Below are 13,332 nucleotides of genomic sequence, written 5' to 3' on the forward strand. Positions count from 1 at the left end.
CTCCCATTTTCATCTTCACTTGCTTGCCTTGAACCAGGTGAGGCTTTGCAGGATGAGCCCGCCTGCCAAGGGAATGCCGACCGTCAAAAGGATCATGACGGTTCCGAGCGCGTTCACCTCAGGGCTGATCGAGATCTTCAGCATCGAAAGGATTTGCGTCGGCATGGTCTCGACGCCCGCCGGCCGCCAGAACAGGCTGGCCGAGGTGTTGTCGAACGAAATGGTGAAAGCGAGCAGAACACTGGCAAGCACTGCGGGAATGAGCAGCGGCAGCGTGATTTCGCGGAATGTCGACACGCGCGGCGCCCCGAGCGAAAGCGCCGCCTCCTCATAGGAACGTTTTATGCCGACCATGCGCGCCTGGACGATCAGCACCACGTAGGGGAGCGTGAGCAGAATGTGGCCGAGCACCAGCAGCGTCATGCTGCGCGGCTGGTCGACGGCTTTGATCATGACCAGCAGGCCGACGCCGAGTATCGTTTCGGGGACCAGCGCGGGAAGAATGACAAGCGTGTTGATCGCCTGCTTGCCACGGAACTCGAAGCGCACCAGCGCCAATGCCGCCATGATGCCGAGCAGCGTCGTCACCGTTGCCGTCACCAGGGCAATCCACATCGATGTCCGGAAGGCGTCGAGAACCGGCTCGTTGGTGAGCAGCTTTTCGTACCATCGCAGGCTGAAGCCGGTGAGGGGAAAGCCGCCGAACATCGACGCATTGAAGGAAAGCACGACCGTGGCGAGGATCGGCGCAAACATGAAGACGTAAACGCACACCGTGATCGCGCCGGTCAGCCGCCACACCCATCTGCCTTCGCGATCGGGATGATCCGCTCTCATGCACTGAGGCCCTTCATGATCTGCGATAGGCCCATATAGCGGCTATAGGCGGCCGCGGCCGCGCCGAGCAGGACGAACAGGACGATGGAAAGCGTGGCGCCCATCGGCCAATTGAGCTGCCCCATGATGGTGTCGTAGATCAAGTTGCCGAACAGCGCATCGCGGCTGCCACCGAGCAGCTGCGGCGTCACATAGGAGCCGGCCGCCAGCACGAAGCAGAGCAGCAGGCCGGCGCCCAGCCCCGGCATCGATAGCGGCAGGGTCACTTCGCGAAACGCCTGTGCGCTGGTACAGCCCATCGAGCGGGCGGCGGCGATCAGCGTGCGGTCGATGCTTTCCAGGCTGACATAGACGTTCAGGATCATATAGGGCAGCAGAAAATGCAGCAGCCCCATGATGACGGCGCCCTCGGTGTAGAGCATCGGCAACGGCTCGTTGACAATCCCCAGCCTGATGAGCACGACGTTGATCAGCCCCTGTTCGCCGAGAATATGGATCCACGAGAATGTCCGGATGGTGAAGCTGATCCAGAACGGCACGATGAGCAGCAGCAACAACAGCCATTTGTGCCTGAAGGTCGTGGCCCAGATGAAATAGGCGGGGAAATAGCCAAGGATCGCGCAGATCACAGCGGTGATGGCGCCGACGCGAACGGTCTTCCAAAGAAAACCGTGATAGTAGCTGTCGGTGAGGAATTCCTTCCAGTTGTCGAAGGTCAGCACCGCCGACTCCACCCCCGCGGTGACGAAGGTGAAAAACGTGTAGACCGTCATCATCGCGATCGGCAGCAGCAGAAGCAGGGTAAGCAGTAAAAGCACAGGCGCGACGAGGACCCAGGCCAGTCGCTGATCGTATAATTTCCACCCTTTGGTCACGACCCGTCCAACCGCTTTATGTGCAAGCCGCCATCACCGGGCTCGGCTCCGGACTAGATTGGGCGATCGGCGTTCAGGTGTCCACTCTACATATGGCTCCTGCACAAATTCTGTGCAGGGCCCCGCGCGACCCTCGCCCTGCCGGATTCAACAAATTGCCCGGCGTTCCGCCTGCATTGATTAAATCAGATATCCCGATATACAGGGTAATTTCGGATATGGATTTTACATGGGCCGGGCAATTTCATGAGTCGCAATTTTCTGGTGATTGAACCTGAGGAAGGCATTGCCGTGCTCAAGGGGCTTGCCTCCTCGGCGCGGATCTCGATGCTGAAATTGCTGCATGAGAAGGGGCCGATGAATGTCAACGAAATCGCCGCCGTGCTGTCGCTTCCGCAGTCGACCGTCTCGACCAACATCCAGGTGCTGGAGGATGCGGGGCTGATCCGCACCGAGAACCTGAAAGCGAAGAAAGGCAGTCAGAAAATCTGTTATCCGACGGCGGAAGAAGTGCTCGTAGTGTTCAAGAGCGAATATCGTGCGGTCAAGAACGACGCGATCGAAGTGTCGATGCCGATCGGGCTTTATACCGGCTTCGAGGTTACCGCGCCCTGCGGCCTTTGTTCGCCGGACGGCATCATCGGTCTGCTCGATGTGCCGAACACTTTCCTCGATCCGGACCGCATGAAGGCCGGTCTGCTATGGTTCACGCGCGGTTTTGTCGAATACCAGTTCCCCAACAATGCCAAGCTCGCCAATGCCGAGATCACCGGACTCGAAGTTGCGATAGAGCTGTCTTCGGAAGTGCCGGGCACCAGCGCCGATTGGCCCTCGGACATCACGCTGACGATCAATGGCGTCGATGTCGGCACCTGGACGTCGCCGGGGGATTTCGGCGACAAGCGCGGCGTCTTCACGCCCTCCTGGTGGAAGCTCAAGGGCTCGCAATACGGTAAGCTGAAGAACTGGCGAATTGCCAATGACGGCACCCATGTCGACGGCCTCAGGATTTCCGAAACCGGCCTCGCTGCACTCGATCTGAAGAGCCATCATTCAATCCGCGTCCGTATCGGCGTCAAGGACGACGCCAAGCGCCCCGGCGGGATCAATATTTTCGGCAAGGGCTTTGGAAATTACGATCAGGACATCCTGCTCAGGATCAAAACTGGTTGATATCATGAAACCGGGTTCTGAAGATAACGCAGCAATTTCAACTGTCTGGCTTTCTGCTGTGCCAAAGCGTTCGTCTAATTGTCCTACATTTGGGTATTTTGGCTTGACGAAGGGCTGCCAATTCCTCTTTGATATCGGGCAAGATGATTTAAATCATCGTTTGTGATATCGATGGGAGGAATGCATGAAGGCAGCCGTTACGGCTCATCCGCATTATGTCGTCTCGGAAATCGATCCGAGGCTCTACGGATCCTTCATCGAGCATCTGGGGCGGGCAGTTTACACCGGCATCTATGAGCCCGGCCATCCGACAGCGGATGCCAACGGCATGCGTCAGGACGTCATCGATCTCGTCAGGGAACTCAATGTTCCGATCGTCCGCTACCCCGGCGGCAATTTCGTCTCGGCCTACAATTGGGAAGACGGCATTGGCCCCAAGGAACAGCGTCCAGTGCGCCTCGACCTCGCGTGGCACACGTCGGAAAGCAACGAAGTCGGCCTGCATGAATTTGCCGATTGGTGCACCTCCGCCAACACCGAGATGATGCTTGCCGTCAATCTCGGCTCGCGCGGCCTCGATGAAGCCCGCAACCTGCTGGAGTACGCCAACCATCCCGGCGGCAGCAAATGGAGCGACAAGCGCATCGCCAACGGCCGCAAGGAGCCGTTCGACGTCAAGCTCTGGTGCCTCGGCAATGAAATGGATGGCCCCTGGCAGATCGGCCACAAGACCGCGGACGAGTATGGCCGGCTGGCGCATGAGACGGCCAAGGCCATGCGTGCCTTCTCCAAGTCACTCGAGCTGGTGGTCTGCGGCTCTTCGAATGCCAAGATGCCGACCTACCCTGAATGGGAAGCGACGGTTCTCGACCATACCTACAACGAGGTCGACTACATCTCGCTGCACATGTATTTCGACAACGAAGCCAACGACGCTCCGAACTATCTCGCCATGAGCGAAAAGCTCGACGACTACATTGTCTCGGTCGCCGGCGCCATCGAGTATATCAAGGCCAAGAAGCGCTCCAACAAGCAGGTCTACATCTCGTTCGACGAATGGAACGTCTGGTACCATTCCAAGGAGCAGGACAGGAAGATACTCGGCGGCAGCAACGGCTGGCCGTTCGCCCCGCCGTTGCTCGAAGACATCTATAATTTCGAGGATGTGCTGCAGGTCGGCCTGATCCTCAACACCTTCATCCGCCGTTCCGATGTCGTCAAGATCGCCTGCCTGGCACAACTGGTCAATGTCATTGCGCCGATCATGACCGTTCCGAATGGCCCGGCATGGCGGCAGACGATCTTTTATCCCTATCTGTTTGCTTCTAGCTATGGTCGCGGCAATGCGCTGGATCTCAAGGTGGAAAGCCCGACCTACAAATCCAGCGTTGCGGGCGACGTCGCTTATGTCGATGTTGCCGGCGTGCACGACAGGCAAACCGGCCACGTCACCTTCTTCGCGGTCAACCGCCATTCGAGCGAGGCAATCGAAACAGTGGTCGACCTCACCGGCTTCGGCGCGGCGGAGATCGTCGATCACCAGGTGATGGCACACGCCGATCTGAAAGCCGTCAATTCGGCCGAAAACCCTGGCAATGTCGGCCCCAGGAAGGGTGAGGGCGCCTCGCTCGCCAGCGGCAAGCTGAGCCTGTCACTGCCGGCCTATTCCTACCAGGTCATACGCCTGAGGCTCTGAGTTCAGGCGGATCATCGAGAAAGCGCAAACGCTGAGGAGGAGCGTCGACGTGACGGCCGATATCGAGATCAGGAACGTGAGCAAGCAGTTCGGTGCCATGACGGTGCTGGATCATCTGTCGCTCTCCATAAGGGCACGCGAATTCATCGTGTTCCTGGGCCCGTCCGGCTGCGGAAAATCGACGCTTCTTCGAATGATTGCCGGGCTCGAAGCTGTCGATAGCGGCGAGATTGCCATCAACAACGAGCGCATCGATCATCTGCCACCGGGCAAGCGCGGCATTGCCATGGTGTTCCAGTCCTATGCGCTTTATCCGCACATGACGGTGCGCGACAACATGGCCTTCGGGCTTGCGAATATCGGCGTTCCAGGCAAGGTCATCGAGGCGCGCATCAACGAAGCCGCCCGCATCCTCGAAATGCCGCATCTGCTCGATCGCAAGCCGGGCCAGCTCTCCGGTGGTCAGCGCCAGCGCGTCGCCATCGGCCGTGCGATCGTCAAGGAGCCGAAGGCCTTTCTGTTCGACGAGCCGCTTTCCAATCTCGATGCGGCGTTGCGCACCCGCACCCGCATCGAGCTTGCCCAGCTTCACCAGCGGCTGCAATCGACGATGATCTTCGTCACCCATGACCAGGTCGAGGCAATGACGCTGGCCGACCGCATCGTCGTCATGAACAATCGCAAGATCGACCAGATCGGTACCCCGATGGAGATCTACGAACGCCCGGCGACCAAATTCGTCGCGGGTTTCGTCGGCGCGCCGGCGATGAACTTCGTCGATGCGACGCTTGACAGATCCGGCGAGAACGCCACGGCCAGGTTTGCGGACGGCGTCTCGGTGCAGACCGAGATCGCCTCCAGCCAACTGACCGATGGCAAGTACACTTTCGGCATCCGTTCTGAAGACGTGCGCATCGTTGCCGCCGGACAGGGCAACGCCGGCGGCGTGGTCGATGTGCTCGAGCGGCTCGGCGAACGCACCCTGATCTACGCGCGGCTGGGCGATGGCCAGCAGATCGTCGGCTCGGATGCCGGCAACAGCCGCGTCGCCGTCGGCGACAGAATCGGGCTCGCCTTTGACGGCCAGAAATCGCATCTGTTCAACGAGACCGGCCGCGCCTGGCATGCGAGAGAGGCCTGAGATGGCTGACCGGCTGGCGATGTCCCCGACCGCGACGCTTGCTGTCGGCGTCAGAGCCCCTACCGCCGACATCTCTGCGCCGCAATGGCGAAACGTCATTTTCGTTGCGCCATTCTTGTTCTTCTTCACCACGCTGCTGCTCTTCCCGCTGCTCTGGGGGATGTGGCTAAGTTTCCACAAAGCCGACACGTTTTCGTCCGGAAATTTTGTCGGTCTCGGCAATTACGCCAGGCTGTATCACGACAAGGTCTTCCTGCAATCGATCTGGAACACCTTCTACTTCGTGCTTCTGACGGTGCCGACGCTGGCGCTGATCGGCCTTTTCCTGGCGCTTTGCCTCAACCGCCGCACGCGCACTGCCGCGGTTTTGCGGACGCTGTTCTTTTCCTCGTCGGTGCTGTCGGTCACCATCGTCACGCTGATCTGGCGCATCGTCTTCATTCCGAATGTCGGCCTGTTGTCGACGATCTACGGATGGTTCGGCGCAACGGCTCCGGCCTTCATTTCCGATCCCAGCCTGGCGATGGTCGGCATCGCCATTGCCACCATCTGGTGGTGCATCGGCCTGCCGATGATGCTCTTTCTCTCGGCACTCCAGCAGATCCCGCAGGACATTTACGAGGCGGCAGCGCTGGACAATGCCAATCGCTGGCAGACGCTGCGGTCGATCACGCTGCCGTCGATCAAGCGGACCTTCATCCTGGTGATCATCATCCAGATCGTGCTGCAATTCCAGCTGTTCGGCCAGGCCTGGCTGATGACGCGCGGCGGTCCGAACAATCTGACCAAGCCGATCGTGCTCTACATCTACGATACCGCATTCCGTCGCTGGGATCTCGGCCTGGGCGCCGCTGCATCGGAAATCCTGTTCATCCTCATCCTGGTCGCGGCCATGGCCCAGTACCTGGTGACACGCAGCAGGGGAGACCAGGCATGAGGGCCCCAGCAGCTTCCATCAAGGGCCGGGCATTTGGCGACCATTTGTTATTGGCCCTGGTCATCCTGCTTTCGATCGTCATGATCGCGCCGGTTCTGTGGGTCATCGGCCTGTCACTCAAGGACAATACGGAGCTGATGGCCGATCCGAATTCGGTGTTTCACGCGCCCTATACGCTGAAGAACTACATCAACACCGTCGGCACCTCGTCGGTGTTCATCTGGGTGCGCAACAGCATCATCGTCTCGGGCGGATTGACGCTCGGCACGTTGATCCTGTCATCGCTCGCCGGCTACGGCTTTGCACGGCTGAATTTCCCCGGCCGAGACGTGCTGTTCGTGATCGTGCTGTTCGGCCTGGCGGTCCCGGAACAGGCCGTGCTTGTCGCCCGTCACCAGATCTTCAGCATGCTGAAGTTCCACAACACCTATCAAGGGCTCATCCTGCCGGGCCTTTCAGCTCCGTTCGGCGTCTTCCTGATGACCCAGTATTTCAAGGCCATCCCGAAGGAGCTGGACGAAGCCGCCATGCTCGATAACGCCAGCCGGCTCAGGATTTTCTGGAAGGTGCTTCTGCCGCTCACGCTGCCTGCGCAGGCGACGCTCGGCATCTTCACCTTTCTCGGCGCGTGGAACGACTACTTCTGGCCGCTGATTTCGGCGACGAAGAAGGACATGTTCACGCTGACGGTCGGCATGGCCTCGACCCAGACCAACTTCGCCCAGTCCGAAGGCATCGGCTTCCTGATGGCGCAGGCGGTGTTCGCCGGTGCACCGATCCTGATCGTCTACCTGTTCTTCCAGAAATACATCGTCACGGCGGTCTCCGGCGCTGCGGTGAGATAACGAAGATTGCCTGACGGCCGGGGGAATGCGCAGCAATTGAAGCACGAAAGCCAATCCAGGGTGGAGCGGCAGAAACTCAGTAGGAGGAACTGATATGAAACTGAAGAAAATACTGTTTGCCGCAGTCTCTGCGGGCGCAATGATGCTCGCAAGTCCAAGCTTCGCGGCCACGGAGCTGAGCGTGCAGCGCTTTTTCGGCGCCTGCGATGCCGATTTCGGCACCAACACCGATGCCACCAAGGCCGTTGGCGAATGCGGCATCATCACCTCGCTAATCAACAAGTTCAACGCCGACAATCCCGATGTCCATGTCAACGTCACTACCGTGGAATGGCCCGGCTATGATCAGCTGACCGCGCAGTTCGCTTCAGGCGACGCTCCGGACATCGTCACGATCCATGAATCCGTACTGTCGGATTATCAGTCGAAGGGCCTGTTGATGCCGCTCGACGATCTCTTGAAGTCGGTCGGCGTGACACCCGACGCCTTCACCGACGCGGCGCGCAATGGCGCCACCAAAGACGGCAAGATCTACGGCCTGCCGATCGACAGCTGGACGATGCTCTATCACGTCAACATGGATCTTTTCAAACAAGCCGGCCTGGTCAATGCCGACGGCACGCCGATTTTTCCAAAGTCGCCCGAGGAACTGCTCGCCCAGGCCGAACAGTTCAAGCAGAAGACGGGCAAGCCTTATTTCGTCCAGAACCTGACCAATGAGACTGCACTCTACACACGCAACCTCTATACCTATCTTTTCCAGCAGGATTCCGATTTCTTCGCCGATCCGAAGCATGTGAAGTTGAATACGCCGGAAGCCAAGAAGGTCATCGAGATGTACAAGGCGATCTTCGAGAAGGGCTACACCACCAAGGATCTCGATTATGGCGGGTCGATCAACGCCTTCCTTGCCGGCGAGGGTGGCGTCCACCTTAACGGCACCTGGGTGGTCGGCGATTACAACGCGCAGTCCGAGACCAAGGGTACGGCGCTCAACAAGGGCGGCTATGCGGTCTATCCGTATCCGCAGCTGTTTGGCGGCGCCCACGCGCAGTATGCCGACGGCCACACCTGGGCCGTTTCGCAGAAAGACCGCACGCCCGAACAGATCGCGGCCATCGGTAAATTCCTGAAGTTCTTCGCCGACAACGACTTCGAATGGTCGCGCACCGGTCACCTGCCGGCCTATAAGGCCGTCATCACCTCGGACGCCTTCAAGGCCCTGCCGCATCGCAACACGATCTCTGCGGTCGCTGATCTCGGCAAGCCGCTGCCGTCCGCCGTACAGCGTCAGTTTGCGATCCAGGACATTATCGGCGAAGAGATGAGTGCAGCAATCAGTGGCCAGAAGGACATCGACACCGCCCTTGCCGACATGGAAAGCCGCGTCAACGAATTGCTCGCCAACATCTGACCACCGGTTTCGAAAGGCCCTCCCAAGGCCCCCCGCGGCTGGAAACGGCCGCGGGTTTTTAGTGAGGCAGTGATTATTGTCCTCGAATTGCGCGACTTGCCGGTGGCGACCGGGTCAAACACGCCAACCACGGCGCCGCAACCTCGGCAGCAGCCGACGCAAGCCCTGACTGGAGGATTCCGCTAAGCATTTTGCAGCCAAGTGGAACCACTTGGCGTCGCACAAATGCGGCTGAAACAAACAGATAGAGCGGAATGCCCGATTCGATCCAAATGCATTCCGCTCTAGAACGCCGCGGCTATGGGCATTGCGACCTTGTTGGGGATCTGGATGTCGATCTCCAATCTCGACGTCGTTTCGCCGTGATCCATGCTCACCTGCAGGAAATCCTGGTCGACCTGAACATGCCGGGCGATCACCGCCATGATCTCCTCGCGCAACACCGAGACGAGATCGGGCTGGTTGCGGCTTCGACGCTCGTAAGCCAACAGCAGTTGCAAGCGCTCGCGCGCCACCGGCGCGCTGCCGCGGCGCTTGAAGATATCGAGCAGGTTCATGCTGCCCTCCTTCCCAACAGCCGGTCGAGGAGGCCCCTCCGCTCGAAAGGCAGAATGACCGGCAGGTCCTCGCCCTCGAGTCTTCTCGCCGCGTCGATATAGGCGCGTGCGGCGGGGTTGGTGTTTTCGCTGAGCGTAACCGGCGCGCCCACATTGGATGCGCGCAGCACGTCCTGGCTCTCGGGAATTATTCCCAGCAAGGGCGTCGACAGGATCTCGAGCACGTCATCGATGCTGAGCATCTCGCCGCGGGCAGCGCGCGCAGCATCGTAGCGCGTGACGAGCACGTGTTTGGCAATCGATTCACCCTGCTCGGCTTTCATCGTTCTGGAGTCGAGCAGGCCGATGATGCGATCGGAATCGCGGACGGAGCTCACTTCCGGGTTGGTGACGATTACCGCCTCGTCGGCAAAGCGCATGGCAAGTTGCGCGCCCCGCTCTATGCCGGCGGGACTGTCGCAGAAGACGTAGTCGAAAACCGAGCGCAGCTTGTCGATGACATCGGCGACGCCTTCCTCGGTGAGAGCATCCTTGTCGCGCGTTTGTGAGGCCGGCAGCAGGAACAGCGTGTCGAGTCGCTTGTCACGGATCAGCGCCTGCGAAAGCTTGGCGGTTCCCTGAATGACGTTGACGATATCGAAAACAACGCGCCGCTCGGCACCCATGATCAGATCGAGGTTGCGCAGGCCGACGTCGAAATCGACGAGAGCCACCCGCTTGCCGGTTTTCGCGACCGCGGCGCCGAGAGCGGCCGTCGAGGTCGTCTTGCCGACACCCCCTTTGCCGGATGTGACAACCACTACCTTGCCCATATTTGTGCCTCCAATGTTGTTAGTTGAGCGGTGCGACGCAAAGTGCGCCGTCCTCGAGAAAGGCCTGTACCGGCCTTCCTCGCGAGGAGGCGTCCATCTCCTCGGCAGTGCGGTACCAGCCGTCCACCGCCAGAAGTTCGGCTTCGTTTTTCCGGCAAAAGATGCGAGCCGCGGAATTTCCCGTGGCGCCGGCGAACGCACGTCCACGCAGCGTGCCGTAGACGTGGATTGATCCTCCGGCGACGATCTCGGAACCGGAACTGACGGAGCCGACAATGACCACATCGCCATCGGGATGAAAGATCGACTGGCCGGAGCGGATCGGTGCCTTGATCATCAATGAGTTCGGCGCCTGCGGTTCTTCCGTCTTGGCCTCAGCGGCGGCCTTCGGGTCCGGCTGCACGTAAAGCGCATCAGCGGTGGCCTCCTTGGCGCCAACGAGGAGCGGCGGCAGATCGGCATCGAGCGCTACATTGCCATCGGCCTCGATCGCGTAGATGCGAATCCCGCGCTCCGCGAGCTGTAAGACCAGATCCCGCATCTCGCCCACCTCGGGCTTGAGTATATTCAGATCGAGCACGACCGGGCGGCCGGCAAAGAAGCCGGGGGAGTTTTCGGTCCAGTGATCGAGGCTTTGCAGCCATTCCCCTAGCGGAGCCTCAGGGGTGAGGGTGAAGGCTACAAACGAGCGCGCTCGAAAGCGTATGGACTTGTTTTGGATGGGAGCGACGCAGGTCACAGAGGCGAGTCCTTACTGATTGGTTAAGGCTAGCCCGGCATGGTTAACGAAAAGTTAATGGCGGCTTCCCGAGGCGTTGGCGGAGGCATTCTTTTTGTCCCTGATCGTCCCGGCGGCGCCCTGCTTCCGGTGCACGACGAGGTCCTCCTCGCGGCTGCCTGGAGGCGCCTCCAGTTCACGAGGTCGGCCGACCGGTATATTGTTGTCGGAACGCCGGGCCTATTAAGGAGTTATCGATTTGACAAGTGTTGCCAAGGGGCCTGTCGCGGATCGCGGTCGCGCTACCTATGACCTTGGCGCGACCGCCATCTTTGCTTCCAAATCAGACGCGCGCTTTCACTATTGCCTGTATGTGCCTCCCGCGGTTGGGGAAGGGGCCAAAGTCGATCTGATGGTCGCTGTCCATGGCACCGGCCGCACCTCTTTTCTTGGATTCCGCGACGCGTTTTCCGAGTTCGGACGCTGGAACGGCTGCGCCGTTTTGTGTCCGCTGTTTCCAATCGGCGTTCTCGGGGATGATGCCCGCAGCGGGTACAAATATTTGCTCGAGGGCAACATACGCTACGATCAGGTGCTGCTCGCCATGGTTGAGGAGGTCAGCGCCAAATACAGTCAGGATTGGAGCCGCTTTGCCATGTTCGGATTTTCCGGCGGCGGACATTTCACGCATCGTTTTGCTATCCTGCATCCCGACAGGCTCTGGGCGGCCTCAATCGGCGCGCCAGGCTCGGTGACCTTGCTCGATCCGACGCATGACTGGTGGGTGGGCATTCGCGATCTGCCGGAGAAGTTCGGCATCACCTTCGATGCCGCAGCGCTGGCAAAAGTGCCTTTCCAGATGATCGTCGGCGGCGCTGACCTGGAGACTTGGGAAATCACTCATGTCCAAGGCAGCACCCATTGGATGCCAGGCGCCAACGATGCCGGGCGAACACGGCCGGAACGCCTCGTGGCATTGTGTCGATCGTTCGAGGAGGCGGGGGCGCGCGTGCGCTTCGATTTGCTGCCAGGCATATCTCATGAACGGGACGCGGTTCTCGATTCGGTCAAGGATTTCCTTGCCCAACAACTCAAGGAACGAGGAAACGTCTCACGATGAATTCGTTGCGCCCCAGCCCGTGAAGAGATTATCGCAATCAAAGCCCGACTACGTCGACCGCATCCAACGCCGATTTGCTGCCAGTGCGTAACGACTAGAGCAACGCTTCGTATTGATTGCCAATCTTGTCGACTGTGAAATCCACCGCCCTGTTTTTCAGCACGGCAGCAGGGGTGGGGTGGTCCAGCGTCTCGGCCATCGCCTTCGCCAGGGCCGCGGCGTCACCGATCGGCACCAAGGTGCCGAAGCGGCCGTCACCGAGTATTTCGCGCGGGCCGTGCGGAGCATCGGTGGAGATTACGGGGACACCGGCGGCCATGGCCTCGACCAAGACGTTGCCAAAGCCTTCGCTCGTGGATGTAAGGACGAACAGATCGGCTGCGGCGTAACAGGCTGCGGGATCGTTGACGTAGCCGGCAAAGAGTACGTCCTGGCCAATGCCGATCTGCTCGGCACAGGCGTGCAATTCGGCAGCCAGCGGACCTTCGCCGAAGATGACAAGCCGGGCAGGGCGGCCGGCGCGCAGGGCAGCGAAGGCCCGCAGCAAAGTCCGGTGGTCCTTGACCGGCACCAGGCGTCCCGCGGTGGCGATGACCGGGCCATCGCCCATCGCCGCCAACGCTGCCTGCCAGGCATAGGAATTCCTCTGCGGTGCTACAGCTGGCGGCAGCGGGTTATTGATGACGACAACCTTCGATTCGGGGAAGCCTCGGGCGATGATGTCACGGCCGACACCCGCCGAAACGGCGATGGCTTTGGTTGCGCGCGCTGCAACCAGCGCGGAAAGCCAGATCGCCAGCCTGGCGCCGAGGCCGCTGGCAGGCAGCGAGGCCGCGGCATGGAAGCTTGGAAAGAATTTTGCCCGGCTTCTGGCCAACATGAGTGACAGCGCCATCACCAGATTGGCGAATTCCGGGGCGCTATAGACCGCATCAGGATCAAGGCGGCGGAACAAATTTGCGCTTCGCACGATGCCTTTCAGCGTCGCCGACTTGGCGTAACCCTCGCCGCGCAAGGGAAGGCCGAAGTCGACCAGATGCACGGCAGCGGAACGCAGCGCGGCGTTAGGGCCTTCCGCGTTCCAGGTAAAAAGCGTGACCTCGTGGCCACGCGATGCCAGTTCATTTGCCATCAGGACGAAAACACGTTCGGCGCCGCCGCCCCTCAGGCTGGCGATGTGGAAAACGATGCGCTTCACCATGCCTTG

At 60.1% G+C, this 13,332-nt stretch carries 13 protein-coding genes; 7 read left to right on the forward strand and 6 right to left on the reverse strand.

Annotated elements, in window-relative coordinates; translation table 11 throughout:
* Positions 1–15 precede the first annotated feature (15 nt).
* Both NKI08_RS18025 and NKI08_RS18030 read right to left on the reverse strand, forming a co-directional pair.
* Positions 16–837: an ABC transporter permease gene (locus NKI08_RS18025; RefSeq protein ID WP_352472491.1), complete on the reverse strand. Its 822-nt coding sequence runs from the start codon at positions 835–837 to the stop codon at positions 16–18.
* Positions 834–1,712 (reverse strand): ABC transporter permease, encoded by an 879-nt coding sequence (locus NKI08_RS18030; protein WP_352472492.1) that lies wholly within the window; start codon positions 1,710–1,712, stop codon positions 834–836. Before NKI08_RS18030 ends, NKI08_RS18025 begins: the two co-directional genes overlap by 4 nt.
* Positions 1,713–1,958: 246 nt before the next feature.
* Here NKI08_RS18030 and NKI08_RS18035 point away from each other — a divergent pair, with 246 nt between their 5' ends.
* The 6 genes from NKI08_RS18035 to NKI08_RS18060 all read left to right on the forward strand — a co-directional run bounded on the left by NKI08_RS18035 (position 1,959) and on the right by NKI08_RS18060 (position 8,918).
* Positions 1,959–2,885, forward strand: coding sequence for an ArsR/SmtB family transcription factor (locus NKI08_RS18035; RefSeq protein WP_352472493.1), 927 nt, complete (start codon positions 1,959–1,961; stop codon positions 2,883–2,885).
* Between the two features lie 184 nt (positions 2,886–3,069).
* Complete coding sequence (arfA, locus tag NKI08_RS18040; protein WP_352472494.1) at positions 3,070–4,581, forward strand: arabinosylfuranosidase ArfA; 1,512 nt, start codon at positions 3,070–3,072, stop codon at positions 4,579–4,581.
* Between the two features lie 49 nt (positions 4,582–4,630).
* A complete protein-coding gene (locus tag NKI08_RS18045; RefSeq protein ID WP_352449658.1) occupies positions 4,631–5,722 on the forward strand; it encodes an ABC transporter ATP-binding protein in 1,092 nt (363 codons plus the stop codon).
* A gap of 19 nt (positions 5,723–5,741) precedes the next feature.
* Complete coding sequence (locus tag NKI08_RS18050; protein ID WP_502899644.1) at positions 5,742–6,659, forward strand: carbohydrate ABC transporter permease; 918 nt, start codon at positions 5,742–5,744, stop codon at positions 6,657–6,659.
* The gene (locus tag NKI08_RS18055; protein ID WP_352472496.1) at positions 6,656–7,504 is read left to right on the forward strand and encodes a carbohydrate ABC transporter permease; all 849 of its coding nucleotides are present in this window, start codon (positions 6,656–6,658) and stop codon (positions 7,502–7,504) included. The genes NKI08_RS18050 and NKI08_RS18055 overlap by 4 nt, the downstream gene beginning before the upstream one ends.
* A gap of 94 nt (positions 7,505–7,598) precedes the next feature.
* On the forward strand, positions 7,599–8,918 hold the full coding sequence (locus tag NKI08_RS18060; protein WP_352769414.1) for an ABC transporter substrate-binding protein: 1,320 nt from the start codon (positions 7,599–7,601) through the stop codon (positions 8,916–8,918).
* Between the two features lie 284 nt (positions 8,919–9,202).
* Here NKI08_RS18060 and minE read toward each other — a convergent pair whose 3' ends face one another.
* The 3 genes from minE to minC are packed head-to-tail and all read right to left on the reverse strand — an operon-like array spanning position 9,203 to position 11,026.
* Positions 9,203–9,475, reverse strand: coding sequence for a cell division topological specificity factor MinE (minE, locus tag NKI08_RS18065; protein WP_352683186.1), 273 nt, complete (start codon positions 9,473–9,475; stop codon positions 9,203–9,205).
* Positions 9,472–10,287 (reverse strand): septum site-determining protein MinD, encoded by an 816-nt coding sequence (gene minD / locus NKI08_RS18070; RefSeq protein WP_352472499.1) that lies wholly within the window; start codon positions 10,285–10,287, stop codon positions 9,472–9,474. The genes minE and minD overlap by 4 nt, the downstream gene beginning before the upstream one ends.
* Positions 10,288–10,306: 19 nt before the next feature.
* Positions 10,307–11,026 carry a septum site-determining protein MinC gene (gene minC, locus NKI08_RS18075; RefSeq protein WP_352472500.1) on the reverse strand — a complete coding sequence of 240 codons (720 nt, stop codon included), beginning with the start codon at positions 11,024–11,026 and terminating at the stop codon, positions 10,307–10,309.
* Positions 11,027–11,264: 238 nt separating this feature from the next.
* On the opposite strand from minC, the gene NKI08_RS18080 reads away from it, so the two are divergent.
* Positions 11,265–12,125, forward strand: a complete 861-nt coding sequence (locus NKI08_RS18080; RefSeq protein WP_352472501.1) for an alpha/beta hydrolase — start codon at positions 11,265–11,267, stop codon at positions 12,123–12,125.
* 94 nt (positions 12,126–12,219) lie between these two features.
* On the opposite strand, the gene NKI08_RS18085 is transcribed toward NKI08_RS18080, so the two are convergent.
* Positions 12,220–13,326 carry a glycosyltransferase gene (locus tag NKI08_RS18085; RefSeq protein ID WP_352472502.1) on the reverse strand — a complete coding sequence of 369 codons (1,107 nt, stop codon included), beginning with the start codon at positions 13,324–13,326 and terminating at the stop codon, positions 12,220–12,222.
* Positions 13,327–13,332: the final 6 nt, after the last annotated feature.

It is taken from the genome of Mesorhizobium sp. M0768 (assembly GCF_040320195.1).
Taxonomy (GTDB): Bacteria; Pseudomonadota; Alphaproteobacteria; order Rhizobiales; family Rhizobiaceae; genus Mesorhizobium.

What these genes read in the sequence shown, in the direction of transcription:
- NKI08_RS18085 (WP_352472502.1), bottom strand. Translation starts at nt 13,326, where the DNA reads ATGGTGAAGCGCATCGTTTTCCACATCGCCAGCCTGAGGGGCGGCGGC.
- NKI08_RS18025 (WP_352472491.1), bottom strand. Translation starts at nt 837, where the DNA reads ATGAGAGCGGATCATCCCGATCGCGAAGGCAGATGGGTGTGGCGGCTG.
- NKI08_RS18050 (WP_502899644.1), top strand. Translation starts at nt 5,742, where the DNA reads ATGTCCCCGACCGCGACGCTTGCTGTCGGCGTCAGAGCCCCTACCGCC.
- NKI08_RS18055 (WP_352472496.1), top strand. Translation starts at nt 6,656, where the DNA reads ATGAGGGCCCCAGCAGCTTCCATCAAGGGCCGGGCATTTGGCGACCAT.
- NKI08_RS18035 (WP_352472493.1), top strand. Translation starts at nt 1,959, where the DNA reads ATGAGTCGCAATTTTCTGGTGATTGAACCTGAGGAAGGCATTGCCGTG.
- minE (WP_352683186.1), bottom strand. Translation starts at nt 9,475, where the DNA reads ATGAACCTGCTCGATATCTTCAAGCGCCGCGGCAGCGCGCCGGTGGCG.
- minD (WP_352472499.1), bottom strand. Translation starts at nt 10,287, where the DNA reads ATGGGCAAGGTAGTGGTTGTCACATCCGGCAAAGGGGGTGTCGGCAAG.
- NKI08_RS18060 (WP_352769414.1), top strand. Translation starts at nt 7,599, where the DNA reads ATGAAACTGAAGAAAATACTGTTTGCCGCAGTCTCTGCGGGCGCAATG.
- arfA (WP_352472494.1), top strand. Translation starts at nt 3,070, where the DNA reads ATGAAGGCAGCCGTTACGGCTCATCCGCATTATGTCGTCTCGGAAATC.